Here is a 24,776-nt window from a genome sequence, read left to right as displayed (position 1 = left end):
GCGGTCCCGGGCCCGCCGCCCAGTTCGCCGCCGCTGGGCGCCAGCAGGCGCCGCTGCGCGTCGGCCAGCGCGCGGCCGTCGTCGTCGAGCAACACGATCCGCGCGCCGGGCCAGTGCGCCGCCAGCGCCTGCGCGTCGTCGCGCAATGCGTCGGCACGATCCAGCGCGCCGTCGATGAAGGCGTAGGGGGAAACGCGGGGTTCGGGGTCGGGCGCGCGCAAGGCGCGCTCCTAGGTGGTGAAGCTGCTGCCGCAGCCGCAGGTGCTTTTCGCGTTCGGGTTGCGGATCACGAACTGTGCGCCGTGCAGGCTCTCGCTGTAGTCCACTTCCGCTCCCATCAGGTACTGCAGGCTCAGCGGATCGACCAGCAGGGTGACATCGTCGGTGGCGATGGCCAGGTCGTCGTCGCCCTGCTGTTCGTCGAACTCGAAACCGTACTGGAATCCCGAGCAACCGCCTCCCTGGATGTAGACGCGCAGCTTCAGCGACGGGTTGCCTTCCTCGGCGATCAGCTCGCGGACCTTGGCGGCCGCGGCATGGGTGAACTCCAGCGGCCGCTGCAGGGACTGGTAATCGGGCGACACGGTCTGCATGCGCCCAGAATGGGGTCTGGGCGCCGGCAATTCAACCTGGACCGGTTCAGCGACTCCCCGCCGCCGGTCCGGACGAAGTGGCGTCGCCCCATGTGAACGACTGCTCCACCACGGCGCCGCGTGCCGGTTGCAGGCGCACGATCACGCGGATCGGCTGCAAGCCTTCGGGCAGCAGGATGTCGCCCTGGAGCTGCTGGAAGTACTTGAACGAATAATCCAGTCCCGGGGCGTCGGGCTGCTGCCGCAACTGCCCCCAGTCCAGGCGCTGGAGCTTGCCGTCGCGGCTGCCTTCCAGCGCCAGGGTGCGGCGGCCGCTGTTGACCGCGCCGCGGTTGAGGTTCTGGGTCAGGGTGACGGTGAAGTGCCAGGCCGGACCCTGCTGCGCCTGCAGCTGCAGTTCGTGCACGCTCAGGCCGTGGCGCTGTGCGGTGCTGCCGACGAAACGCTCGTAGAAGGCGACGTCGGCGCGCAGCCCGGCGATTTCCTCGTCGCGTTCGGCCAGCGTTCCCTGCAGGTCGAGGTTGGCCTCGCGGCTGACCTGGTCGGAGCGCTTCAGGGTCGCGACCTGCTGTTCCAGCAATTCGATGCGCTCCCCCTGCGCCTGCAGGCGCGCGGCGGCATCGCCGGGCCGCGGCGCGAACAGCGTCCACACGCCCCAGGCACCGAACAGCAGCGCGGCCAGGAAGATGCCGATCAGGGTGTAGGCAAGGCCGTGTCCATGCGGAGGCGGCGTCGGATGCTCGTCGTTCATGCCGCCGGTATAGCATGCAGCCGTCCGCCCGAGGAGCCTGAACGTGTCCGAAGCCCACCTGTTCGCGATCGGCATCGTGCTGGCCTGGCTGGCCGGCGTGCGCGTCTACCTCACCGTGTTCGGCGTCGGCGTGGCCGGCTGGTTCGGCTGGCTGGACCTGCCGCCGGCGCTCGCGGTGGCGCAGTCGCCGTGGGTGATGGGCGTGTCCGGCGCGCTGGCGCTGGTGGAGTTCTTCACCGACAAGATTCCCGGCGTCGACTCGGTGTCGGACCTGCTGCACACGCTGTTGCGCGTGCCGGTCGGCGCCTTCCTGGCCGCCGCCGCGATCTCGCCCGACGGCGAACTGGGTGCCGGCATGCTCGCCACCGGCGCGGGCATCGCGCTGGGCAGCCATGCGTTGAAGGCCGGGTCGCGCGCACTGCTCAACACTTCGCCCGAGCCGGTCAGCAACTGGACCGCCTCGCTGGGCGAGGACGCGGTGTCCGTGTCCGCCCTGGCGCTGGTGTTCGCGTGGCCGTGGGTCGCGTTGGCGGTCGTGCTCACCGCCAGCGCGCTGGTGGCAGCCGGAATGTGGTGGCTGCTGCGCTGGTTGCGCGGGAGCGGCCGCAGCCGCGTTTAATCCTCGATCTTGGTCTGCAGGTAGTTCTGCTCGCCGAGGCGGGCGATGAGATCGAGCTGGGTCTCGATCCAGTCGATGTGCTCTTCCTCGGACTCGAGAATCTCCGAGAACAGATCGCGGCTGACGTAGTCGCCGACCTGTTCGCAATAGGCGATGGCTTCCTTCAGCGTCGGCAGCCCGTCGTACTCCAGCGACAGGTCGGCCTTCAGCACTTCGACCGGGCTCTCGCCGATGCGCAGCTTGCCCAGGTTCTGGAAATTCGGCAGGCCGTCGAGGAACAGGATGCGCTCGGACAGCTTGTCCGCGTGCTTCATCTCGTCGATCGACTCGTGGTACTCGTGCTCGGCCAGTTCCTTCAGGCCCCAGTTCTTCAGCATCTTGGCGTGCAGGAAGTACTGGTTGATCGCGACCAGTTCGTTGTAGAGCGCCTTGTTCAGGTGCTCGATGACCTTCGGGTCGCCTTTCATGGGAACGTCCTCCATCGAATCGATGGAACGATGCTAGCGCGCCACCCGGAAGGATGACGGAACGCGAATCGAGTGCATTACCGTCGCACGACGGGGCCGCGCGCTCAGGCGGCGTTGCTGAGCACCGGAAGCGCCAGGTCGCGTGCTGCCTGCACTTCGTCCAGCAGCCCCTGGGCCATCTCCACGCAGCTGCCGCAGCAGGCGCCCGCACCGGTACGCATGGTCAATTCGGCAACGGTCCGGCAGCCGGCTTCCGCGACTTCGCGGATCTGGTGGTCGGTGATTCCGTTGCAGATGCAGACGTACACGGGCGCCCCGGTGACGGTGGGAGGGCGCCAGTCTACTCCCGGATGCGAATGATTTTCAATCCGCCCGACGCCCGGCCCCTGCCCGGGCCTGCCGGCGGGCCTGCCCGTAGCGGTTCCGCGGCTCGGCCTGGGGCGGCGGGCTGGCAATGGCCGCCGGCCCGGCGATCTGGCGCGCGAACGGCGCCAGGTGCTTGAGGGCGCTGGCGTAGACCCCGCGCTTGAAGATGACCACGTGCTGCAGCGGGTACCAGAAGTCCACCCAGCGCCAATGGTCGAATTCTGGCTTGTCGGTCAGGTCCAGGCGCAGGTCGGCCTCCTGGCCGGTGAGCTGGAGCAGGAACCACACTTGCTTCTGGCCGATGCAGACCATCTTGTCGCGCCTGCGGATGGCCCGTTGCGGCAGCCGGTACCGCAGCCAGCCTGGGGTAACGCCGAGCACGGCCACGTGCTCGGGCAGCAGCCCGGTCTCCTCGCGCAGCTCGCGGTACATCGCCTCGAGCGGCGTCTCGTCGGTGTTCATCCCGCCCTGCGGAAACTGCCATCCGTCGCGGCGGACCCGCCGCGCCCAGAACACCCGGCCGTCCGGATGCATGAGCACGATGCCCACGTTGGGGCGATATCCGTCCGGATCGATCACGATGCGGACTCCAGAAATGCACTGCCACCGACTCTGCCACGCGGGTCCGCCCGGGACAAGCGCGGCTGCCGGGGCGTGGATCGCAATTGACTGCAGCCCCGGAGCCGTGGAAAATTGCCGGTTCGCCAGTGGCTATGTAGCTCAGACGGTTAGAGCGCGAGACTCATAATCCCGAGGTCGGTGGTTCGATTCCACCCATAGCCACCAAGATCGCACGCACCTCTGCGACCGATCCGCCAACTGCTGCATCCTTTTCTCCGTATGGCCGCCCGGTCCCGGCTGCCAGGGCAACGCGTTCCCCGGAGAATCCCATGCGCCTGCTGCAACGCCTGGCCGTCGCCGCCCTTTTCGGATGCCATGTATTCCCCCTGCCCGCGGCCGTTGCGGACCAGCACTGGCTGCTGTCGATCGACCGCTGGGGCAATGCGGATTATCGCATCCTGACGCTCCACCGCTCGGGCGATGTGCTCACCGGCCGCCTCGGGGACTGGGCGGTGACGGGACAGCAGCACGGCGACCTCGTGCGGTTCACGGCGACCGACCGCCACGGCGACAGCTATCGCTTCGAGGGCGAGCTGGAAATGGGGGCGTTGCGTGGCCACGCGGATTATCCGGACCCCAACGACAGTCGGGCCCGCGCCCGGCACGACTTCAACGGGCGCCGCTTGCCCGATGCTCCGACCGGGGCGCCGTCCCCGCGCGTGCTGGAACCGGTGAGCTTCTCGAACGAATTCACCGCGCATCGGCAACCGGCGATGGTGATCTGGCCTGGCGAAGTCGTTTCCACCCGGACCATCGATTCCGGCGGCGTCGACCGCAATGGCAGGACGCGTGCGCTGTACGGCAATCCGCAGACCGGCCCGTTCTTCGTCGCCGGTGCCCGCCCGGGCGACGTGTTGGCGGTGTACATACGGCGCCTGGGCCTGAACCGCGACTACGCCGACAGTCTCGACGGTTTCGTGGGGCGCGCCCGCTCTTCCGGCCTGGCGATAGCTTCCGCCGGCCTGGGCAACCGCGTGCGATGGCATCTGGACCGCGAGAACGGCGTCGCAAGCCTCCAGGACCCTCCCGCACGACTCAAGCACTACACCGTTCCCCTGCGTCCGATGCTGGGCGGGCTGGCCGTTGCCCCGGACTTCGGCTTCGCGCCCGCTTCGACGGGCGATACCGGCCGCTTCGGCGGCAACATGGACTTCAACGGCATCGTCGAAGGCACGACCGTCTACCTGCCGGTACTCCAGCCCGGCGCGTTGCTCTACCTCGGCGATGGCCATGCCGCCCAAGGCGATGGCGAAACGACGCAGTGGGCGCTGGAGACTTCGCTCGACGTCGAATTCAGCGTCGACGTGCTGCCGGCGCGCGCTGTCGCCACGCCGCGCATCGAATCCGACCGTGCCCTGACCACGATCGGCCAGGCCGGCTCACTCGACGACGCCCTGCGCGTTGCCACCGCGGGCATGGTCCAATGGCTCGAACAGGACTACGGCCTGGACGTTCGCGAGAGCTCCTTGATCCTGGGCACGGCGGCGGAGTATCGCGTCGTGACCCTCGCCGGCAGGAACGCGGGCATGGCGCTGAGCCTGCCCAAGGCGCGCCTGCAGGCACTGCGTGCGGAAACTCGGGGATCGTCGCGCCCCGGCCACGGATAATGTGGCACAGCGCACAGTCGCGCCACGCGGCGATCACCTAGACTCGGAAAGGACCTTTCGGTAGGCGGTCACGATGTGCCGGGCCACCTTGTCGGCATCCATGCGGCGTGCTTCGCGCAGCGAGTACACGCGATCCACGTCACGACCATATCCCGAACTGTCCCGGTAACGATTGAGGGATTTACGACGCTTTGCGCGGCTGGCCAGGATGGCGTAGCGAAACTCCACCTTCCCACCCTGCAATATGGTCAATGATGCGAAGTGGCCTTCCCTGCGGACTTCGGCAACACGGCCATAGGCCTCGCACTCGCGGGCCAGGTCCTGCATGACCGGCAGGACGACGCGCGCGCAGAAGTCGGACAGCTCAAGGTGCTCCCGATCGAGGCGCCGCTCCATCGCGGCACGTGCGCGCACGTGCTCGCCCAGGACCCGGCCGATGCTGGTTGACCAGTTGAACATGGTCCGGAAGGCTAATCACGCGGCCTTCACGCCTGGCGGCATTTCGTACGGCGCATTTTCTGTCGGGCTGCTTCCGGGCCGGTGGTGCATCCTCGGTGAACGGGGCGGAACGCCGCACGCGCATATCCGGAAATGAGAATGCCGCCATTCAAACCGGCCGCGGCGATGGCGTCATGCGCGATGCCGATCCACGACCAGTTCCAGCGCAGGCGCAACACGCTGCGGGTCCGCTATTGGCATCGCATCCTCCGCGACATCGCGCGCCCTTGCGGATTGCCGCCGGTGCCCGCGGTCGGGGAAAGCACGCGCTGCACGCTGGGCCCGTTGCTCATCGCCCGCTCGAAAACCACGGCCACCACGTTCGTCCGCGACGCGGCGACGATCGCCGGCAGCGCCTTCTCCCGCCACGTGATGGCCGTGCTGATGCTGCGCGGCAGCCTGCGCGGCGCCAGCGGCGAGCACTACATGGAACTGCGGCGCGGCGACATCGGATTCTTCGATCTCTCCCATCCCGCGGAGATCCAGGCCAGCGAGGGCTCGCAGCTCAGCGTGCTGCTGCCGCGCGACATGCTGCGCGGTGCGATCCAGGGTTTGGTGCTGCGCGAATCGCACCTGACGTGCCGGATGCTCGCCAGGCACATCGAGCAACTCGTGTGCTCGTTGCCGGCGATGGGCCAGGCGCGGGTCGAAGCGCTGGTGCAGTCGACGCTTTCGGTGATGCAGCTGTGCATCGACTTCTCGCCGCCGCCGGATGCCGGCGCCTCGGCCGCGCCGATGCGCGCCAGCATCATGGCCTACATCGATGCCAACATCGATGACCCGGCGATGACGCCGGAGACGATCGCGAACGCCTTCCACGTGTCGCGCACCTGGCTGTACAAGCATTTCGCCGGCACCGGCGGCGTCAAGCGCTACATCCGCGACAAGCGCCTGGACGCCGCGTTCCATGAGCTGTGCAATGACCCGCAGCAACGGGTCATCGATATCGCCTATCGCCACGGCTTCTCGAGCGAGCGCCAGTTCCAGCGCGCGTTCCAGTTGCGCTTCGACATGACGCCCAGCGCGGTCCGCAACCGCCGCAAGCAGGGTGCGCCGGGCGACTAGCGCCCGGTTCCCGCCACGCGCGCTTGCACCTGCGCCTCGACCTCCGGTTCGTCGGCCATTTCCCTGGCCCACGAACGCGCGAAGTCCAGCAGGTGCGCATAGGACATCCGCTGGCACACGCCGTCGTAGAGCATCGCCACCAGGCTCGCATAGCGTTGCCTGGGCAGCGACAGCATCCTGATGGCTTCGTCCGCCATTTCGATCGCGACGCACAGCGCCGATTCGTCCAGCGCGAAGGCGCCAGCCGTTTGCAGGCGCAGGAAATCCGCGCCTGTCCCCCTGTTCCCGCCCCTGGGCATTGGGTCCTCCTGTGGGGCACGGGAGTGACGCGGATCCCCCTTAGACCCGCCGTACCCTCCCGTTTGCCGTGAAGTTTACGCCTTGTTTTCGCCCTGGGGGTCAACCCCCTGCGTAAAATGACGCCATGGACGTTTTCAAGCGCTTTACCCTGGAGGCCGCGCACCGGCTGCCGAACGTGCCCGAGGGGCACAAATGCGCGCGCCTGCACGGGCATTCCTTCCAGGTGGAAGTGCACGTGTCCGGGGAGCCGGGACCCGAAACCGGCTGGATCATGGACTTCGCGGACGTGAAGGCCGCTTTCGCGCCCCTGTTCAGCCAGCTGGACCATCATTACCTGAACGAGATCGAGGGCCTGGAAAACCCGACCAGTGAGCGGCTCGCCATGTGGATCTGGGACCGCCTGAAACCCGCCCTGCCATTGCTCAGCGAGGTGGTGGTGCACGAAACCTGCACGTCCGGGTGCCGGTACCGCGGACCTCGAACCTGACACGTACCTGACCAATACCTGTACCGTTCGGTAAAGCTTGATCCAGGTCATTTGACCCCGCCCCGGCGATGGGGACAATGCGCGGGCAAATCTCCTGGATTTCACATGACCGTCACGAGCGCAGGCCCGGCAACGCCGGCTGCGGGCACGACAGCGCCCGCCAGTTTCTACAACGACAAGGTCGTCAACCAGTTCGCGATCGCCACCGTCTTCTGGGGCATCGTGGGCATGGCCGTGGGCGTGTTCGTCGCCGCGCAGCTCTACTGGCCGGCGCTCAACTTCGACACCGCCTGGCTCAGCTACGGCCGCCTGCGCCCGCTGCATACCAATGGGGTGATCTTCGCCTTCGGCGGCTCGGTCCTGTTCGCCACGTCGCTGTACGTGGTCCAGCGCACCTGCCACGTGCGCCTGATCAGCGACCGGCTCGCCAGCTTCGTGTTCTGGGGCTGGCAGGCCGCGATGGTCGGCGCGGTGATCACCCTGCCGCTGGGCCTCACCCAGGGCAAGGAGTACGCCGAGCTGGAGTGGCCGCTCGATATCCTGATCGCGGTCGTCTGGGTCGCGTACGGCTGGCTGTTCTTCGGCACGATCGCAAAGCGGGCGGTCAAGCACATCTACGTGGCCAACTGGTTCTACGGCGCCTACGTGATCGCGGTCGGCCTGCTGCACATCGTCAACAACCTGGCGATCCCCGCCGGCCTGTGGAAGTCGTACCCGGTTTACAGCGGCGCGGTCGACGCGATGGCGCAGTGGTGGTACGGCCACAACGCGGTGGCGTTCCTGCTGACCGTCGGCTACCTGGCGATGATGTACTACTTCGTGCCCAAGCAGGCACAGCGCCCGATCTACTCTTACCGCCTGTCGATCGTGCACTTCTGGGCGCTGATCTCGATCTACATGTGGGCCGGCCCACACCACCTGCACTACACCGCGCTGCCCGACTGGGCGCAGTCGCTGGGCATGGTGTTCTCGGTGATCCTGCTGGTGCCGTCGTGGGGCGGCGCGATGAACGGCATCCTCACGCTCTCGGGCGTGTGGCACAAGCTGCGCACCGACCCGATCCTGAAGTTCCTGATCGTTGCGATCAGCTTCTACATGATCGCGACGTTCGAAGGCCCGTTGCTGTCGATCAAGACGGTCAACTCGCTCAGCCACTACACCGACTGGACCATCGGCCACGTGCACGCCGGCACCCTGGGTTGGGTGGCGATGATCTCGATCGGCTCGCTGTACTCGCTGTATCCGCGCCTCTTCGGCCTGCCCGGCATGTACTCGACGAAGCTCGTCGACGTGCACTTCTGGCTGCACACGCTGGGCGTGGTGTTCTACATCGTGTCGATGTGGATCGCCGGCATCACCCAGGGCCTGATGTGGCGCGCGACCAACGCCGACGGCACGCTGACCTACAGCTTCGTCGAGTCGCTGGTGGCGACGTATCCCTATTACCTGGGCCGCCTGTTCGGTGGCGTGCTGATCGTGGCCGGCATGTGCCTGATGGCCTGGCACATGTGGAAGACGCGGCAGATGGCGCGCGATCCGGCGCCCATCCCGGTGATGTCGCCGCACGGCGCCGAAGCGCGGGCCTGAGGACACGGACATGGCAATCGGTCACGAAAAAATCGAAAAGAACATCGGCCTGCTCGCGGTCCTGGTCGCGGTCGCGGTATCGCTGGGCGGACTGGCGGAGATCGTGCCGCTCATGTTCCAGGCCGAGGCGATCAAGCCGCTGCCCGGAGTGAAGCCCTACCCGGCGCTGGAACTGGCCGGGCGCGACGTCTACGTGCGCGAGGGCTGCTACAACTGCCACTCGCAGATGATCCGCACGCTGCGTTTCGAGACCGAACGCTACGGCCACTATTCGCTGGCCGGCGAATCGGTGTACGACCGCCCGTTCCAGTGGGGATCCAAGCGCACCGGGCCGGACCTGGCGCGCGTCGGCGGCCGTTATTCCGACGACTGGCATCGCATCCACCTCGTCGATCCGCGCGCGGTGGTGCCCGAGTCGAACATGCCGGCGTTCCCGTGGCTTGCGGAAACGACGCTCGACGGCGCGCAGGTCACGGCGCACATGCGCGCATTGCAGCGCCTGGGCGATCCGTACAGCGACGAGGAGGTCGCCCGGGCGGCAAGCGATGTCGCCGGCAAGACCGAGCTGGACGCAGTGGTGGCCTATCTGCAGGGCCTGGGCAAGCACGCGCCGCGGGCGGGAGGTTGAACGATGGTTTCCGGATTGGTCACCCTGTTGCTGATGCTGGTGTTCATCGCCGTGTGGGCGTGGGCCTGGCAGCCGCGCAAGCGCAAGGATTTCGACGAGGCCGCGCGCCTGGCGGTGGATGACGGCGACCAGCGTGCCGGCGCACGGCAGGAGCCGCGCGCATGAGCACCGGCTGGAACTGGTACGTCATCGCACTGACTGCGCTCAACATCCTGGGCGTGGCGTGGCTGTTGTGGTGGACGTCGAAACGCCGCCCCGGCGATCCGAAGCCGGAGGACACCAGCCACTACTGGGATGGCGACATCACCGAGTACAACAAGCCGATGCCGCGCTGGTGGATCAACGGCTTCTACATCGCGATCGTGTTCGGCATCGGTTACCTGTTCTGGTACGGCGGGCTGGGCACCTACACCGGCCTGGGCAAGTGGTCGTCGCAGGGCGAGCACGCGCTGCAGAAGGCGGCCGCCGATGCGCGCCTGGAGGAGACCTTCAGCCCGTACCGCGACCAGCCGCTTGAAGTGCTGGCGAAGGATCCGAACGCACTGGCCCTGGGCCGTTCGATCTTCGCCAACACCTGCGCAACCTGCCATGGCTCGTCGGCTCAGGGCGCGATCGGCTATCCGAACCTGGCCGACGACATCTGGCACTGGGGCGGCGAGCCCGAGCGCGTCCTGCAGACGGTGATGGAGGGCCGCGAGGGCATCATGCCGCCGTGGGGCCAGGTGCTGACGGGCATGGGCGGCGAGCATGCGGTCGACTACGTGGTCGCCTACGTGCGTGCCCTGCACGACCCGGCGCTGGCCCGCAACAACTTCATGGCCGCGCAGGGCAAGCAGCTCTACGACGGCGTGTGCGTGGCCTGCCATGGGGTCGACGGCAAGGGCAACCAGGAGCTGGGCGCGCCGGACCTGACCGACGATTACTGGCTGTACGGCGACAGCAGCGAGTCGCTGCGCAAGACGATCACCGAAGGCCGCCACGGCAGCATGCCCGCGCACGGGGAACTGCTCGGTCCGACCCGTTCGCGCCTGGTCGCCGCCTGGGTCTGGTCGCTGTCCAACACGCCGGCGCAGCCGGTAAAGTAAGCGCATGCCGGGACCCGCGACCCCGCCGGAGTTCGACCACCCGCCGCGCCCGATGGTGCAGCGGGTGGGCGCGATCCTCTGGCCCAGTTTCTTCGCCGCGGGCGTGGCGACCATGGTGTTCTTCGCCTTCGTCGACCCGCTCGAGCTGCGCGACATGACCTTCCCGCACATGGAAGTCACGCGCGGCGTGGGCTACACGATCGGCTTCTTCACCTTCTGGCTGGCGACGGCGTCGTCGAGCCTGTTCACCTGGATCCTGCTGCGGCCGTCGAGCCGCTTCAACGGACCCGGCTCCCGGTAGTAGCGCGTTATGAACAAACCCATAGACATCGACCTGCTGGATTCCGGCGGCGACTCGCTGTACGTCAGCGAACGCAAGGTCTATCCCCGCGACGTGTCCGGCCGCTTCGACCGCCTGCGCAAGTTGGCGGTGTTCTGGCTGCTGGGCATGTACTACGTGTTCCCGTGGCTGCAATGGGACGGACGCCAGGCGGTGCTGTTCGACTTGCCGGCGCGCAAGTTCCACGTCTTCGGGCTGACGTTCTGGCCGCAGGATTTCAGCTTCCTTGCGATGCTGCTGATCATCCTGGCGCTGACCCTGTTCTTCGTCACCGCGCTGGCGGGCCGGTTGTGGTGCGGCTTCGCCTGCCCGCAGACGGTGTGGACCGAAACCTTCCTGTGGATGGAGCGCTGGACCGAAGGCGACCGTGCGGCGCGGATGAAGCTCGACGCCGGTCCCTGGAACCGCGAGAAGATCCTGCGCAAGGGTGCCAAGCACATCCTCTGGCTGGTGTTCGCGCTGTGGACCGGTTTCACCTTCGTCGGTTTCTTCACCCCGATCGTCGGCCTGGGCGAGCGCCTGTGGCCGTTCGACGAAGCCGGATTCTCGTGGAACGGATGGGAAACCTTCTGGGTGCTGTTCTATGCGCTCGCCACCTGGGGCAACGCCGGCGTGCTGCGCGAGCAGGTGTGCAAGTACATGTGCCCGTACGCGCGCTTCCAGAGCGCGATGTTCGATCGCGACACCCTGATCATCGCCTACGACCCGATGCGCGGCGAACCGCGCGGCCCGCGCAAGCGCGGCCTGGCCAGCGTGCTCGAGCGCGCCCGCGGCCTGCTCGACCCGCGCACCGCCTACGACTACGTGTTCCGGGCCAGCCAGCACCCCAGCGCGGCCGCCAACCGGCTGCAGGCCGGCGGCACGATCATGCTCGGCGACGCCGGCGAGACGGCGAAGGTCGAACCGCTGCCGAAGTTCGCCTTCGAGGAAATGGGCGACTGCATCGACTGCACCATGTGCGTGCAGGTGTGCCCGGTCGGCATCGACATCCGCAACGGCCTGCAGTACGAGTGCATCGCCTGTGGCGCCTGCATCGACGCCTGCGACGACGTCATGGGCAAGATGGGATATCCCAAGGGCCTGATCCGCTACTCGACGCAGAACTCGATCGACGGCGGGAAGTCGCGGGTGCTGCGCCCGCGGATCATGGTCTACGGCGCCCTGCTGCTGGTGCTCGTCGCCGGTTTCGCCTGGGGCATCGCCGCGCGCAGCCCGCTGATCGCCGACGTGCTCCGCGACCGCAATGCGCTTTACCGCGAGACCGCGGCCGGCATCGACAACGGCTACACCCTCAAGCTCGTAAACAAGAGCGACAAGGCGCAGACCTACACCGTGCGCATCGAGTCGCCCGTCGACGGCCTTGCCCTGCAGGGCGGCCCGGCGCTGCAGGTGCAGGCGCAGCCGCAGCAGGTGCTGTCGCTGCCGCTGCAGGTGTCGGCGCCGGCCGGCGTGCGCGGCCGCCAGCCGCTGCGGTTCGTGATTGAGGCCGACGACGGCAGCGCCCGCGAGCAGGTGGACAGCAACTTCTTCGGACCGATCCAATGAGCGACCACGACAACGACGACAACCTGCCCTCCTCCCCCTGGCGGCAGCCGATCATCTGGCTGGTGATCGCGCTGGTCGGCGCGGCCGTGATCGGCAGTATGGTGATGCTGCGCGTGGCCGGCGGCGACGGCAGCGTGGACTCCGTTGCCGACGACGTCAGCCGCACCGCCGGCGCCCAGACCACCGACCTGGGTCCCGACGAAGCCGCGATGCAGCGCGGGCTGAGCGCGGTAGTGCGCATCGACGCCAAGCGCGGCACCGTGCAGGTGCTGCCGGCCAGCGGCGACTTCGATCGCGACGGTGGAGTGCGCCTGTCCTTGCGCCACCCGGTACGGGCGGCCGACGACATGTCGCTGGAGCTGGCGCCCACCGAACTGGGCTGGGAAGCGCAGGCCGAAATCGATCCGGGCCACGACTGGAACCTGCAGCTCGCATCCCCCGACGGCCGATGGCGCCTGCTCGGCCGCCTGCCGAAAGGCCAGCAGGCCGCGCGCGTGGCACCGGCGCTGCAGGCCCCACCGGGCAGCTAGGCGGCGACGATGCCAGTGCGCAGTTGTTTCCATTGCGGCGAACCGCTGCCCGAAGCACTAGCCGACGACTTCTGCTGCAACGGTTGCGAAGCGGCCGCGCAGTGGATCCGCGATGCCCGCCTCGACGACTACTACCGCCTGCGCAGCGAGCCCGCCTCGCGCGTGGGAACCGACATTCCCGACCTGGCCGCGTGGGACCGCGAGGAACTGCTTGCCGGCCACGCCCGCGACATCACGGTCGCCGGCACGCCCGCGCGCGAGATCACCGTGCTCACCGACGGCATGCACTGCGCGGCCTGCGCCTGGTTGATCGATCGCGCGCTGGCGCGCCAGGAGGGCGTGCTCGAGTCCAGCGCCAACGCCATGACCGGGCGCATCCGCGTCGCCTGGGATCCGCAGCGCACGCCGCTGTCGCGGCTGCTGTCGCGCCTGGCCGCACTCGGATACCGGCCTTACCTTGCCGCCGGCGAGGAACAGGAACGCGCGCGCCGCCGCGAACGCAACCGCGCGCTGATCCGGATCGGCCTGGCGGGCCTGGGCGCAATGCAAGCGATGATGTTCGCCGAAGCCCTGTACCTCGACACGCGGGGCGAGATGCCGCTGCCGACCCGCGACTTCTTCCGCTGGATCACTTTCCTGGTGTCGACGCCCGTGGTGTTCTGGGCCGGCTGGCCGTTCATCGCCGGCGCCTGGCGCGAACTGCGCGGCCGCCGCCTGGGCATGGACACGCTGATCGCCGGTTCGACCCTGCTCGCGTATTTCGCCAGCGTGTGGGGCACGGTGCGCGGCGCCGAGCATGTCTGGTACGACGCGGCGGTGATGTTCGTGTTCCTGCTGCTGGTCGCGCGCCAGCTCGAGCAGCGCGCACGCAGCATCGCCAGTGCCCAGGTCGATGCGCTGGCGCGTGCGCGCCCGGCGTTCGCAACCCGCGAGCGCGCCGACGGCGACCGCGAATCGGTACCGCTGTCGGCGCTGCAGCCGAGCGACGTCGCCTGCATCGCCGTGGGCGAACCGGTACCCGCGGATGGTGTGTTGCTGGACGGTGACGCCCTGTTCGAGGAAGCCCTGCTCACCGGCGAATCCACGCCGGTGCGCAAGCGGGCGGGCGACACCGTGTTTGCCGGCACCGCCTGCCGCGAGCATGCCGCGCGCGTGCGCATCACCCGCACCGGCGGCGACACGCGCCTTGCCGAACTGGTGCGGCTGGTCGAACGCGCCCAGGCGCACCGCCCTGCACTGGCGCAAGGCACGCAACGCATCGCCAGCTGGTTCGTGGCCGGCCTGCTGCTGGTGGCAATGCTGGTCTACGCGGGCTGGCGCATCCACGACCCCTCGCGCGCACTGGAAGTCACGCTCGCCCTGCTGGTCATCAGCTGTCCGTGCGCGCTGTCGCTCGCGGTGCCCGCGGCACTGGCGTCCGCGCACGGCGCGCTCGCCCGGATCGGCGTGCTCGCAGTGCAGCCCGAGGCGCTGGAGCGCCTGGCCAAGGTGACCGACGTGGTCTTCGACAAGACCGGCACGCTCGGCGACGGCCGCCCCGCGCTGGTATCCATCGACCAGTGCGCAGCCATCGAGCCGGCGGAGGCATTGCGCGTTGCCGCCGCGCTGGAACGCGACAGCGGCCATCCGCTGGCGGTGGCCTTCATCGATGCCGGTGGCGAGGTGGCAGCGGCGCAACGCCTGCGCGCCGTCGCCGGCCAGGGCATCGAAGGCGTGGTCGCCGGCAGTACCTGGCGCCTGGGCCAGGCCGGCTTCGCCACCGGCGGCGAGGACGACGGCGGCATCTGGCTCGGCGACGGCGCAGCGCGGCGCGCGCGCTTCACCATCGCCGAGGGCGAGCGCCTCGAGGCGCGTGAATCCATCGCCGAGTTGCGCGCGCAAGGCCTGCGCGTGCACCTGTCAAGTGGTGACGGCGCCAGTTCGGTCGCGCGCTTTTCCGCCGCGCTCGGCATCGAGCATGCGCACGCGCGCCAGTCGCCAGCGGACAAGCTCGACTACGCACGCGCATTGCAGTCGCGCGGTCGGGTCGTGGCGATGGTCGGCGACGGGCTCAACGATGCCCCGGTCCTCGCCGGTGCCGACGTGTCGCTGGCCATCGGCGGCGGCGCGGCGCTCGCGCAACGCGCCGCGGACGTGGTCCTCGGCGGAAGTTCATTGCGCCGGGTACCCGATGCGATCGGCATCGCACGCAAGACCCGCCGCATCGTGCGCCAGAACCTGGCCTGGGCGCTCGGCTACAACCTGCTGGCCGTACCGCTGGCCGCGGCAGGCCTGGTGACGCCATGGCTCGCGGCGCTGGGCATGGCGCTATCCTCGCTGGCGGTGACCCTCAATTCCCTGCGCCTGGCCAGGCAGCGCACGCGATGAACATCCTGCTTTTACTGATACCGCTGAGCCTGCTGCTGATCGGCGTGGCGGTCGCGGTGTTCGTCTGGGCGGTGCGCCGCGGGCAGTTCGAGGACCTGGACACGCCGGCGCTCGACATCCTGCGCGACGACGAACACGAACGGAAGCGGGAACCCGGCCAGCGGCAGGAACCGGACGATGCCGGTTGACTGGCTGACCCTCGGCGCCGCGGCGCTGACCGGCCTGCTCGGCGGCGCGCATTGCGCGGCGATGTGCGGCGGCATCGCCACCGGTTTCTCCGCGCTGTCGCCGCGCGGCGGCTGGTGGCGGGCGGTGCAACCCAACCTCGGCCGCGTCCTCGGCTATGTGCTGGCGGGCGCGATCGTGGGCGGCATCGGCCACAGCCTGCTCGACCTGGCGCGCGTGCAATGGCTGTCGCTCGCGCTGCGCGCCGCCGTCGGCATCGTGCTGGTCGTTGCCGCGTTGCGCCTGCTCGGCCTCGGGCGCCACCTGGGTTTCAGCGCGACCACCGGCGTGCGCCTGTGGAACTGGCTGCGTCCGCTGCAACGCCGGCTGCTGCTGGCCGGCGACGGCAGCGGCAAGCGCATCGCGCTGGGCATGCTGTGGGGCTGGATGCCCTGCGGACTCAGCACGACGATGCTGGCCGCCGCCTGGTTTCAGGCCGATGCGCGCAACGGCGCGCTGACGATGGCGGCATTCGGCCTCGGCACGCTGCCGCTGATGGTGCCGCTGACCTGGTCTGGCGCGCGCCTGGGCCAGCGCCTGCAGCGCGGCGGTTGGCGCGTCGCCGCCGGCCTGCTGGTGCTTTGCGCAGGGCTGGTGGTGGTCGCGGCACCGTGGCTGATGCGGCACCCGGCGTTGCACGGCATCCTCGCGGCGCTGGGTTGCCTGCCGCCTGGTTGAAGTCGCGCGTCAGGCTTCCTGCACGCGCAACCACTGCACGATCCTGCGTGCGCCCGCGCCTTCGAGGTGGATGAAGCGCGCGCCGGCGCAGGACAGCCCCGCCTCGACGCGGGGATCCAGTACCTGGATGCCGGCCACGATTTCCTGGCGGCTGCCGTCGGCCATCGGCAATTCGAACTTCACCTGGTACAGCGTGTCCACCACCAGCGGCGCGGCGAGCAGCAACTTCAGCCCTCCCGCCGACAGGTCCAGCACGCGACCGAGCGTCCGCTCGGCCATCATGTCGATGACTGCCGGATTGCCGTGGACCGGGTGCCGGCGGCTGCGCCGGCCCTCGATGCCGGTGGCGGCGTTCATGCCGTCGCTCCGCTGGTTGCGGCGGCCGGGTGGCGCACGGTCCAGGCTTCGCCGCCGGCCATGAGGCGCGCGATCATGTCGACTTCGAGCATGACCTCCGGGCCATCGGAAACGCTGAGCAGGAGCCGCGCCGGATCGGCCATGTGCTCGCACACGCGCGCATGCAGGAACCCGCCGGTCCCCGACGAGAACGCGATGATCGCGCCGATGTCCATGGCCTGCAGGCGATCGAAACAGCGCTGCTCGCGCACGCCGCGCTGACGGGGAGGCGGCGCATCGCCGGCCTCCGCCTGGTCGTGACCGCCGTCGCCGCCGCTTTCCACCGCCGCGATCGCTTCGGCCGACACCGGCGTGGTCAGGCCGGCGGTCAGGCGGGTCGCATCGCCTTCGCCGTAACCGACCGAGGAAATCGCCTTGCGCAACCACGCGGTCGCTTCCTCGGGCGCGTCTTCGTTCTTCTCGCGCGCGGCTTCGAGCAGCGCATCGGCCGTCGCCAGGCACTCGCTCCACTGGCTGGAGTCGCGCCCATGGCGCATCAGGAAGCGCGCCACCGCCATCAGCGCTTCGCGCCGCTCGGCCTGCATCCCCTTGGGCAAGGCCGCTTCCGGCCCGAGCGCATCGGCGGCACGACTGACGGCCTGCAGTGCGTCCTGTTCCGAATCCTGGGCCACTGCGGTGGCCATCGGCGCGCCGCGGCGCAAGGGCACGTAGGCCAGCCCGGTGAGCACGCCGTTGTCGTCGAGCCAACCGTCGAGCGCTTCGGCGAAGTCCGGATACTGGTCCGCGAACTCGACGTCGTACATGCGGTACAACGCCATCCGCGTGTGACCGCACAGGCCTATGTGCTGCAAGGCTTCGGCCAGTGCCGCGCCGAAGGCGAACGGGCCGAACGGCAATGCGTCGGCCGCCAGCGCCGGGCGAGCGAGCAGCACGCCGAAACGTTGCCCCAGCAGCATCAGGTGCAGGCTCGCCGCGGAGGCGTTGCGGCGCGCGATCGCGGCCAGCGTGCTGTCCTCGCTGACGGCCTCATCGTCCATCAGGCGCAGCGATACCGATTGTTGCGATGGCGCGGGCTGGCCGGCCGGCGCCGCGCCGGGGATCTCGGCCATCGCCAGGCAGCGCCGGCGCAGCGCATCGATCAGGGCCGGTTGCGCGGCGGATCGACGGTACAACAGGATGCGTTGCGACTGGCGGCAGCAATCGGGTTGGTCGAACACCGAGGCGGGATTCTCGCCCAGTTGTTCTTCGAGTCGCTCGAGGAGCAAGCCGATGCCGTCGCCCAGCAGCCATGGCAACTGGTCGATGAGCTCCTCGATGATTTTTCCGGAGCGGATTGGGATCCCCTGCACGACGCGATTTTACTCCAGCAGCATGACTCCGGCGGCGGCGGCAACCGACGCCCAGAGGCCCGCGGCAACCCGCCAGCCGAAGCGCGCGCCGCCTGCAGCGAACGCGAGCACCGACTTGGAAGCCGCTGCGGCGGCAAGCAGCCCGACCACGCCCCATCGCGCATGTCCCGGCTGGATCCCCCCTGCGGCCGCGAGCTGCGCCACCGTCGCCGCGGCGGCATGCACTTCGGCCAGCGCAGCCAGCGTTGCCGCCGCCAGCGCGCCTGCATCACCGAACACCTGGCGCATCCATGCCGAAAGCAACAACACCACGGCGATCACGCCGGCCACGATCAGGGCATGGCCCAGACGGAACGCGCGGGCGGGCGGCTCGTCCGGAAGTTCGCCGCCCTTGTCTGTACCACGCAATCCGAACGCGCCCGCGGCCATGAGCACGAGGTGCGCGGCGGCAAGCGGCCACGCCAGGGATCGCAGCAAGCCGGGAGCGACCGCGCCGAGGATCGCGGACAGCAGCACGAGCGATGCCAGGTTGGACAGCAGCGCGGCCGCAACCGCCGGCACGAGGACGCCAGGTTGCTGGCGCACGCGACCGCCGAAACCGGCGACGGCCGCGGTGGACGAAGCGAAGCCTGCGAAGAATCCGGCCACCGGCAGCCCCCAGCGCACGCCGACCAGGCGCAGCGCCACGTGGCCGAGCATGCCCACGGCGAGGATGAGCAGGACCAGGCGCCACAACGTCTGTGGACGCAGCGCGCGCCACGGATCGATCGGGTGGTCGGGCAGCAGCGGCAGGACCACCAGTGCCGCGGCGGCGAGCAACAGCACGTCGTGGATCTCGCCTTCGCTGATGATCTCGCGCGCAAGCCGGCGCAGCGGCCGCTTGGCCTGGAGCAGGATCGCCGCAATGACGCCAAGGGCCGCGGCCACCGCCGGATCGCGCTGGGCGAAGGCGGCCAGCATCGGGGTCAGCAGCAGGGCCATCTCTCCGGTCAGGCCCGGGTCCTCGCGGTGGCTGGCCCAGTAGCTCGCGATCGCCAGCGCCGCCACGGCCACCAGCAGCACCGTGAGCGCTGCCGGACCCAGGCGCATCGCAACGGCGGCGGCCAGCGCAAGGACTGCATGGGTGCGCAGCCCCGCCCGGGTCGGCGCGGCGTCCCCCTGCGGGCCATGCCTTTCCCGCACCACGCCGATCAGCAGGCCGATCCCCAAGGCTGCCAGCCACCCGTTCAGATTGTCGTCCCAGCCCATCGCGCCCCCGTTCAGGTTGAAATGTTGCACCGCACCAAACCCCGTGCTATGTTGCACCGCACAACACCGGCAATCCCTGCCGGATTACCAGCAGGAGACCACCATGAACCAGTACAACGAGCAGTTCGCCAACGCGACCCGCCAGTTCGCCGACGCTGCCGCCGAGGCCAGCCGCCTGGCCCTGGCCAACGCCCAGGACATCTTCGGCCTGCAGCTTGCCGCCGTCGAGAAGAACGCCACCGCCACCTTCGCCTACCTGGGCGAGCTGGCCGAAGTGCGCGACGCCGAGGGCCTGAAGGCCGTGCTGCCGAAGGGCGTGCAGGTTGCGCGCGAGAACGTCGAGCGCGCGATCAGCGTCGGCCAGGAAGTCGTCGGCCGCACCATCAAGGCCAACGAAGCCATCGGCCAGGTCGCCAAGGGCCAGTTCGAGGCCGCCACCGCGCAGGCCAAGGCCGAAGCCGACAAGGTCGTGAAGGCCGCCAAGAAGTAAGAGCGGCGGAAACCGCGAAGCCTCCACCTTCGCAACACCAAAACCCCCGGCCTCGCGGCCGGGGGTTTTTTTATGTTGCAATCGGCCCCGACCCAGCGGACGGGGAGTTCCGATGGCAACCAACGACGCCTGCGCGAATTGCGGGGCGGCAATGCAGGGCGAGTACTGCGCCGCCTGCGGCCAGCGCCGCTTCCGTCCGGAGGACCGGCGCTTCGCCCACCTCGTCACCGAGAGCCTCGGCACGCTCACCGATCTCGATGGGCGGCTGTGGCGCAGCTTCCGCGCCCTGATGCTGCAACCGGGGCGCATCGCCCGCGACTGGATCGATGGCCGCCGCGCGTACTGGATCTCGCCGGTGCGCCTGTTCCTGCTGGCGAACCTGGTCTATTTCCTGGCGCCGGTGGTCACCGACCTGAACCTGCCGCTGCACAACCAGGTCCGCGGCGAAGCCTACCGGCAACTGCTGCCCGAACGCTGCGCCGATACGGACGGCGTGCCCAGGTGCCAGTGGGGCGGCCAGTACCACAGCCGGCTGACCGAGCCGCTGTTCATGCGCAAGCTCGCACGGGAACGCGATGAGGCTGCCGCCCGCGACGAGACCTTCGACGCACCGGGTTTCGAACATCGCTACAACGCGCAATCGGGTGCCATCGGCAAGCTGCTGGTGATCATCCACGTACCGTTCGTGGCGTTGATGCTGTGGCTGGTCGCCTGGCGCAGGAAGCCGCCGCGCTACTACGCCGAACACTTCGTGGCCGCACTCGGCCTGGTCACGTTCGTCCTGGTGCTGATGCCGCTGGTGAAGCCTTTGCTATGGCTGTACGTGCTGGGACACCGCGCGATCGGCCTGCCCGGCGCCGGGGTCGCGACGATTTTCGGCTACGCGTCGCTGGCGGTGATCCTCGCCCACTTTGCGCTGGCGTGCCGGCGCTGCTACGACAGTCGCTGGCCGGCGGCCACGCTACAGGGCGTGGCCGCGTTCCTGGCGCTCGGCATGGCCAGCATCTACGTCTACCGGCCGCTGCAGTTCGTGCTGGCGCTGTGGACGATGTGATCGACGATCATGTCCTGGGCACCTCGTCCATCCTGTCGCCCAGCATCCGCCGCACGACCACGTAGAACACCGGGATCAGCAGCAGGCCGAGGAAGGTGGCGAACAGCATTCCGCCGATCACGCCGGTGCCGATCGCGTGGCGGGCGTTGGCGCCTGCGCCGGACGAGATCGCCAGCGGGGTGACGCCCATGATGAAGGCGAACGAGGTCATCAGGATCGGGCGGAAGCGCAGCTTGGCCGCCTCGATCACCGCCTGCCGCAGCGGCTTGCCCGCCTTGCGCTCGGCGATGGCGAACTCGACGATCAGGATCGCGTTCTTCGCCGCCAGGCCGATGACGGTGATCAGGCCGATCTTGAAGTAGATGTCGTTCGGCAGGCCGCGCAGCAGGGTGAACACCACCGCGCCGAGCACGCCCAGCGGCACCACCAGCAGCACCGATACCGGCACCGACCAGCTCTCGTACAGCGCGGCCAGGCACAGGAACACGACCAGGATCGACAGCGCCATCAGCGCCGGCGTCTGGTTGCCCGACAGGATTTCCTGGAAGGACTGCCCCGTCCAGTCGTAGCCGAAGCCTTCCGGCAGGTCTTCGTCGACGATGCGCTGCATGGCCTGCATGGCTTCGCCCGAGCTGTGCCCCGGCGCCTGGTTGCCCACCACCTCGACCGCTGCATAGCCGTTGTAGCGGGTCAGCGACGGCGGCGCGACTTCCCAGTGCGAACTCACCACGTTGGACAGCGGCACCATCCGCGGCGTGCCGGTGCGCGCATCGGTGGCGTCCGGGCTGGGAGTGTAGAAGCGCGAAAGCGATTCCGGACCGTCGCGGAAGCCGGTATCGGCCTGCATGTTGACCCGCTTCACGCGGCCGGCGTCGACGAAGTCGTTGACGTAGACCGGCGCCAGCATCAGCTGGATCGCGCGATAGATGTCGCCGACCTCCAGGCCCATGGCCTGCGCCTGGATGCGGTCCACCTCGAGCTTCAGCTGCGGGGCGTCGGCCAGCGTGTTCGGTCGCACTGCCGTCAGCGCCGGATCCTGCGACGCCTTGCCCAGCAGCTGGCCCAGCGCCTGCGACAGCTCGGCGCGGCCCTTGCCGCCGCGATCCTGCAGGTACATGTCGAAACCGCCGAACGCGCCGAGGCCGTTCACCGTCGGCAGGTTGATCACGAAGATCTGCGCGTCGCGGATGCCGTACAGCGCCATGTTCGCGTTCTGGATGAACTCGGCGGCGTTGACGTCGCGCTCGTCCCAGTCCTTGAGCTTCACGAACGCCATGCCGACGTTCTCGCCCTGGCCGACGAAGCTGAAACCGGCGACCTGCATCATGCCGTCGTAGCCTTCCTGGGCCTCGAGCGTGGTGCGGACCTTCTCGAACACCGTCTTGGTGCGTTCCAGCGTGGCGCCGGGCGGCAACTGCACGATCGCCAGTGCGTAACCCTGGTCCTCCTCGGGCAGGAAGCTGCCGGGCAGGCGCGTGAACAGGAAGCCGCACAGCAGCGCCAGGCCGAGGAAGACGAACATCCAGCGCGGCGCATGCGCCACCGCGCCGCCGATGTGGCGCACGTAGGTGTTGCTGACCTTGCCGTAGATGCGGTTGAAGCCGCGGAATACGAAGTTCTCGCGGTGGTGGTCCTCGGTGGGCTTGAGCAGGGATGCGCACAGCGCCGGGGTGAAGCCCAGCGCGAGGAACGCCGAGAACGCCATCGCCAGCGCGATCGTGATCGCGAACTGCTTGTAGATCTCGCCGGCGCTGCCGCCCTGGAAGGCGCTGGGCACGAACACCGCCGCCAGCACCACCGTGATCGCGATCACCGCACCGCTGATCTGGCCCATGGCCTTGATCGTGGCGTCCTTCGGAGACAGCTTCTCCTCGGTCATGATGCGCTCGACGTTCTCGATCACCACGATCGCGTCGTCGACCACGATGCCGATCGCCAGCACCACGCCGAACAGGGTCAGCTGGTTGACTGTGAAGTCGAGCAGCCACAGGCCCAGGAAGGTGCCCAGCAGCGCGATCGGGATCACCAGCGCCGGGATCAGCGTGGCGCGGAAGTTCTGCAGGAAGATCAGCATGACCAGGAACACGAGGACGAAGGCCTCGACCAGGGTCTTGACCACTTCCTCCACCGACACCTCGACGAAGCTCGAGCTGTCGTACGGCGCGAACCAGGTCACGCCCTGCGGGAAGGTGGTCTGCAGCTGCTCCATCCGCTCCTTCACCGCCTCGGCCACGCCCAATGCATTGGAACCGGGCGCCAGCTGCACGGCGAAGCCGGCCGCGGGCGTGCCGCTCCAGCGCAGGTCGAAGCCGAACGCCGAGGCGCCCTTCTCGATCCGGGCCACGTCGCGCAGGCGCACCGCGCTGCCGTCGCGGTTGGCGCGCAGCACGATCGCGCCGAATTCCTCGGCGCTACTGAAGCGGCCTTCGGCGGTGACGGTGGCGGTGAACGCGGCGCCTTCGGGCGCCGGCTCCGAGCCGACCTTGCCGGCGGCGAACTGCACGTTCTGCGCGCGCACCGCGTTGAGCGCGTCGGTGGCCGACAGGCCGAACGCGCGCAGCTTGTCCGGGTTGAGCCAGATGTTCATGGCGTACTCGCCGCCGAACAGCTGGGTGTTGCCGACGCCGGGCACGCGCGCGATCTGGTCGAGCACGCGCGCGGCGATCAGGTCGGAAAGCGCGTTCTTGTCGAACGCCGGGTTCTCCGAGCGCAACGCCACCACCATCAGGAAGCCGGAGTTGGCCTTGGCCACCACCACGCCCTGCTGGGTGACTTCCGACGGCAGGCGCGGGGTCGCCAGCGCGACCTTGTTCTGCACCTGCACCTGGGCGATGTCCGGATCGGTGCCCGGACGGAAGGTCAGGGTGATCGACGATCCGCCGCTGGAGCTCGACGAGGAGCTGAAGTACTCCAGGTTGTCGATGCCGGTGAGCGTCTGCTCGATCACCTGGGTGACCGCGCTTTCCGTGGTTTCCGCGCTGGCGCCGGGATAGTTGGCGTTGACCACGACCTGCGGCGGCGCGATGTCCGGGTACGACTCCACGCCCATGCTGTTGATCGCGAGCATGCCGCTGAGCGCGATGAGGATCGCGATCACCCAGGCGAAGACCGGGTGGTTGATGAAGAAACGTGACATGGATCAGCCCTCGGCCGGGGCCGGCGCCGCGCCCTGCTGCGCGGGCGGCTGGCCTTCGGCCTGCATCGGCGCTGCCGTCGCCGGCTGGCCGGGAATCGCGCGCTGCAGGCCGGAGACGATCACCTGGTCGCCGTTGGCAACGCCCTTGCGCACGACCCAGTCGCTGCCCTGCGCACGCTCGATTTCGATGTCCTTGCGCACGACGACGCCGTCGGCGCCGACCACCAGCACGTAGGCGCCGGTCGCGTCGCGCTGCACGGCCGCCTGCGGCACCAGGAACACGTTGGCTTCCGAACCCAGGTCGGCGTCCAGGGTGACGAAAGTGCCCGGCAGCAGCACGCCGTCCGGATTGGGCACGCGTGCGCGCAGCTGGACCGCGCCGGTGGCCGGATCGACCACGTCGCCGGAGAAGTCGAGTTCGGCGGGGATCGCATACGGCGTGCCGTCGGGCAGCAGTACCCGCACGCTGGCGTCCTCGCGCGAAACACCCTCGCTGCGGATCTGGGCGACTTCGGCGACGCTCATCGAGAAGTCGATGTACATCGGATCGAGCTGGTCGACGGTCGTCAGCAGGGTGGCTTCACCCTGCCCGACGAGCGCGCCCTCCGTGACCTGCTGCTTGCCGGCGCGGCCGCTGATCGGTGCGGCGACGGTGGCATAGCCCAGGTTGATGCGCGCGGCCTGCACCGCGGCCTCGGCCGCCTGTACCGCGGCGGCGCTGCTGCGCTCGGCCGCCAGCGCGTTGTCGTAGTCCGACTGCGAGATGAACTTGCCCTCGATGAG

The 24,776-nt window shown here is 68.9% G+C and carries 27 protein-coding genes, 1 tRNA gene and 2 pseudogenes; 17 read left to right on the top strand and 13 right to left on the bottom strand.

The features are described from left to right. The 3 genes and pseudogenes from QAA18_RS04730 to QAA18_RS04720 all read right to left on the bottom strand — a co-directional run. A pseudogene (locus QAA18_RS04730) lies at positions 1-221 on the bottom strand (NADH pyrophosphatase); the annotation flags it as partial. 9 nt (positions 222-230) lie between these two features. Further along, complete coding sequence (gene erpA, locus QAA18_RS04725) at positions 231-593, bottom strand: iron-sulfur cluster insertion protein ErpA (RefSeq protein WP_279411424.1); 363 nt, start codon at positions 591-593, stop codon at positions 231-233. 46 nt (positions 594-639) lie between these two features. Further along, positions 640-1,344 carry a DUF6776 family protein gene (locus QAA18_RS04720; protein ID WP_279411421.1) on the bottom strand — a complete coding sequence of 235 codons (705 nt, stop codon included), beginning with the start codon at positions 1,342-1,344 and terminating at the stop codon, positions 640-642. A 43-nt stretch (positions 1,345-1,387) separates the two neighbouring features. Between QAA18_RS04720 and QAA18_RS04715 the strand changes: the two genes are divergently transcribed. Continuing rightward, positions 1,388-1,963 (top strand): DUF4126 domain-containing protein, encoded by a 576-nt coding sequence (locus QAA18_RS04715; protein WP_343226741.1) that lies wholly within the window; start codon positions 1,388-1,390, stop codon positions 1,961-1,963. On the opposite strand, the gene bfr is transcribed toward QAA18_RS04715, so the two are convergent. From bfr to QAA18_RS04700, 3 genes and pseudogenes are all read right to left on the bottom strand, one after another. After that, on the bottom strand, positions 1,960-2,430 hold the full coding sequence (gene bfr / locus QAA18_RS04710; RefSeq protein WP_279411419.1) for a bacterioferritin: 471 nt from the start codon (positions 2,428-2,430) through the stop codon (positions 1,960-1,962). The two genes, QAA18_RS04715 and bfr, sit on opposite strands and share 4 nt — an antisense overlap. Before the next feature lie 104 nt (positions 2,431-2,534). Then, positions 2,535-2,738 (bottom strand): (2Fe-2S)-binding protein, encoded by a 204-nt coding sequence (locus QAA18_RS04705; RefSeq protein WP_279411417.1) that lies wholly within the window; start codon positions 2,736-2,738, stop codon positions 2,535-2,537. 124 nt (positions 2,739-2,862) lie between these two features. Further along, a pseudogene (locus QAA18_RS04700) lies at positions 2,863-3,375 on the bottom strand (RNA pyrophosphohydrolase); the annotation flags it as partial. A gap of 130 nt (positions 3,376-3,505) precedes the next feature. On the opposite strand from QAA18_RS04700, the gene QAA18_RS04695 reads away from it, so the two are divergent. Next, positions 3,506-3,582: transfer RNA gene (locus QAA18_RS04695), tRNA-Met, on the top strand. Between the two features lie 104 nt (positions 3,583-3,686). Further along, positions 3,687-5,024 carry an acetamidase/formamidase family protein gene (locus tag QAA18_RS04690; protein WP_279411415.1) on the top strand — a complete coding sequence of 446 codons (1,338 nt, stop codon included), beginning with the start codon at positions 3,687-3,689 and terminating at the stop codon, positions 5,022-5,024. Between the two features lie 33 nt (positions 5,025-5,057). Here QAA18_RS04690 and QAA18_RS04685 read toward each other — a convergent pair whose 3' ends face one another. Beyond that, positions 5,058-5,483, bottom strand: coding sequence for a hypothetical protein (locus tag QAA18_RS04685; RefSeq protein WP_279411413.1), 426 nt, complete (start codon positions 5,481-5,483; stop codon positions 5,058-5,060). 138 nt (positions 5,484-5,621) lie between these two features. On the opposite strand from QAA18_RS04685, the gene QAA18_RS04680 reads away from it, so the two are divergent. Next, entirely contained in the window at positions 5,622-6,587 is a 966-nt protein-coding gene (locus QAA18_RS04680) for a helix-turn-helix domain-containing protein (protein ID WP_279411411.1), read from the top strand. Here the strand turns inward: QAA18_RS04680 and QAA18_RS04675 are convergent. Continuing rightward, positions 6,584-6,886, bottom strand: coding sequence for a hypothetical protein (locus QAA18_RS04675; protein WP_279411408.1), 303 nt, complete (start codon positions 6,884-6,886; stop codon positions 6,584-6,586). The genes QAA18_RS04680 and QAA18_RS04675 overlap by 4 nt on opposite strands. Positions 6,887-7,011: 125 nt before the next feature. On the opposite strand from QAA18_RS04675, the gene queD reads away from it, so the two are divergent. The 11 genes from queD to QAA18_RS04620 all read left to right on the top strand — a co-directional run bounded on the left by queD (position 7,012) and on the right by QAA18_RS04620 (position 16,359). Beyond that, entirely contained in the window at positions 7,012-7,374 is a 363-nt protein-coding gene (gene queD / locus QAA18_RS04670) for a 6-carboxytetrahydropterin synthase QueD (RefSeq protein WP_279411407.1), read from the top strand. Between the two features lie 105 nt (positions 7,375-7,479). Further along, on the top strand, positions 7,480-8,961 hold the full coding sequence (gene ccoN, locus QAA18_RS04665; protein ID WP_343226740.1) for a cytochrome-c oxidase, cbb3-type subunit I: 1,482 nt from the start codon (positions 7,480-7,482) through the stop codon (positions 8,959-8,961). Between the two features lie 10 nt (positions 8,962-8,971). Beyond that, positions 8,972-9,589: a cytochrome-c oxidase, cbb3-type subunit II gene (gene ccoO, locus QAA18_RS04660; RefSeq protein WP_279411405.1), complete on the top strand. Its 618-nt coding sequence runs from the start codon at positions 8,972-8,974 to the stop codon at positions 9,587-9,589. 3 nt (positions 9,590-9,592) lie between these two features. After that, the gene (locus QAA18_RS04655) at positions 9,593-9,754 is read left to right on the top strand and encodes a cbb3-type cytochrome c oxidase subunit 3 (RefSeq protein WP_279411403.1); all 162 of its coding nucleotides are present in this window, start codon (positions 9,593-9,595) and stop codon (positions 9,752-9,754) included. After that, on the top strand, positions 9,751-10,674 hold the full coding sequence (gene ccoP, locus QAA18_RS04650) for a cytochrome-c oxidase, cbb3-type subunit III (RefSeq protein WP_279411402.1): 924 nt from the start codon (positions 9,751-9,753) through the stop codon (positions 10,672-10,674). Before QAA18_RS04655 ends, ccoP begins: the two co-directional genes overlap by 4 nt. A gap of 4 nt (positions 10,675-10,678) precedes the next feature. After that, on the top strand, positions 10,679-10,975 hold the full coding sequence (locus QAA18_RS04645; RefSeq protein WP_279411400.1) for a hypothetical protein: 297 nt from the start codon (positions 10,679-10,681) through the stop codon (positions 10,973-10,975). Between the two features lie 9 nt (positions 10,976-10,984). Further along, positions 10,985-12,559, top strand: a complete 1,575-nt coding sequence (locus tag QAA18_RS04640) for a 4Fe-4S dicluster domain-containing protein (RefSeq protein WP_279411399.1) — start codon at positions 10,985-10,987, stop codon at positions 12,557-12,559. Then, positions 12,556-13,089 carry a FixH family protein gene (locus QAA18_RS04635; protein WP_279411397.1) on the top strand — a complete coding sequence of 178 codons (534 nt, stop codon included), beginning with the start codon at positions 12,556-12,558 and terminating at the stop codon, positions 13,087-13,089. The genes QAA18_RS04640 and QAA18_RS04635 overlap by 4 nt, the downstream gene beginning before the upstream one ends. Before the next feature lie 9 nt (positions 13,090-13,098). Then, complete coding sequence (locus QAA18_RS04630) at positions 13,099-15,456, top strand: heavy metal translocating P-type ATPase (RefSeq protein WP_279411395.1); 2,358 nt, start codon at positions 13,099-13,101, stop codon at positions 15,454-15,456. Then, entirely contained in the window at positions 15,453-15,644 is a 192-nt protein-coding gene (ccoS, locus tag QAA18_RS04625) for a cbb3-type cytochrome oxidase assembly protein CcoS (RefSeq protein WP_279411394.1), read from the top strand. The genes QAA18_RS04630 and ccoS overlap by 4 nt, the downstream gene beginning before the upstream one ends. Continuing rightward, entirely contained in the window at positions 15,634-16,359 is a 726-nt protein-coding gene (locus QAA18_RS04620; RefSeq protein WP_279411393.1) for a sulfite exporter TauE/SafE family protein, read from the top strand. Before ccoS ends, QAA18_RS04620 begins: the two co-directional genes overlap by 11 nt. A gap of 9 nt (positions 16,360-16,368) precedes the next feature. On the opposite strand, the gene QAA18_RS04615 is transcribed toward QAA18_RS04620, so the two are convergent. Genes QAA18_RS04615 through QAA18_RS04605 form a run of 3 tightly spaced genes read right to left on the bottom strand, consistent with a single transcriptional unit; the run spans position 16,369 to position 19,343 of the window. Next, positions 16,369-16,716 carry a PilZ domain-containing protein gene (locus QAA18_RS04615; RefSeq protein WP_279411392.1) on the bottom strand — a complete coding sequence of 116 codons (348 nt, stop codon included), beginning with the start codon at positions 16,714-16,716 and terminating at the stop codon, positions 16,369-16,371. After that, positions 16,713-18,065, bottom strand: coding sequence for a DUF1631 family protein (locus tag QAA18_RS04610; RefSeq protein WP_279411390.1), 1,353 nt, complete (start codon positions 18,063-18,065; stop codon positions 16,713-16,715). Before QAA18_RS04610 ends, QAA18_RS04615 begins: the two co-directional genes overlap by 4 nt. Before the next feature lie 9 nt (positions 18,066-18,074). Further along, positions 18,075-19,343 (bottom strand): DUF4010 domain-containing protein, encoded by a 1,269-nt coding sequence (locus QAA18_RS04605; RefSeq protein WP_279411388.1) that lies wholly within the window; start codon positions 19,341-19,343, stop codon positions 18,075-18,077. Positions 19,344-19,416: 73 nt separating this feature from the next. Between QAA18_RS04605 and QAA18_RS04600 the strand changes: the two genes are divergently transcribed. Together QAA18_RS04600 and QAA18_RS04595 are read left to right on the top strand one after the other, a co-directional pair. After that, entirely contained in the window at positions 19,417-19,803 is a 387-nt protein-coding gene (locus tag QAA18_RS04600) for a phasin family protein (RefSeq protein ID WP_279411387.1), read from the top strand. Between the two features lie 112 nt (positions 19,804-19,915). Then, positions 19,916-20,857, top strand: a complete 942-nt coding sequence (locus tag QAA18_RS04595) for a DUF3667 domain-containing protein (RefSeq protein ID WP_279411385.1) — start codon at positions 19,916-19,918, stop codon at positions 20,855-20,857. Between the two features lie 7 nt (positions 20,858-20,864). On the opposite strand, the gene QAA18_RS04590 is transcribed toward QAA18_RS04595, so the two are convergent. Both QAA18_RS04590 and QAA18_RS04585 read right to left on the bottom strand, forming a co-directional pair. Next, positions 20,865-23,993, bottom strand: coding sequence for a multidrug efflux RND transporter permease subunit (locus tag QAA18_RS04590; RefSeq protein ID WP_279411384.1), 3,129 nt, complete (start codon positions 23,991-23,993; stop codon positions 20,865-20,867). Between the two features lie 3 nt (positions 23,994-23,996). Then, positions 23,997-24,776 (bottom strand): efflux RND transporter periplasmic adaptor subunit (locus tag QAA18_RS04585; RefSeq protein WP_279411383.1); only part of this gene is annotated, 780 nt, incomplete at its 5' end.

It is taken from the genome of Luteimonas sp. 8-5 (assembly GCF_029763755.1).
Lineage (GTDB): Bacteria > Pseudomonadota > Gammaproteobacteria > Xanthomonadales > Xanthomonadaceae > Cognatiluteimonas.
This window is presented reverse-complemented; position numbering and strand designations above follow the sequence as displayed.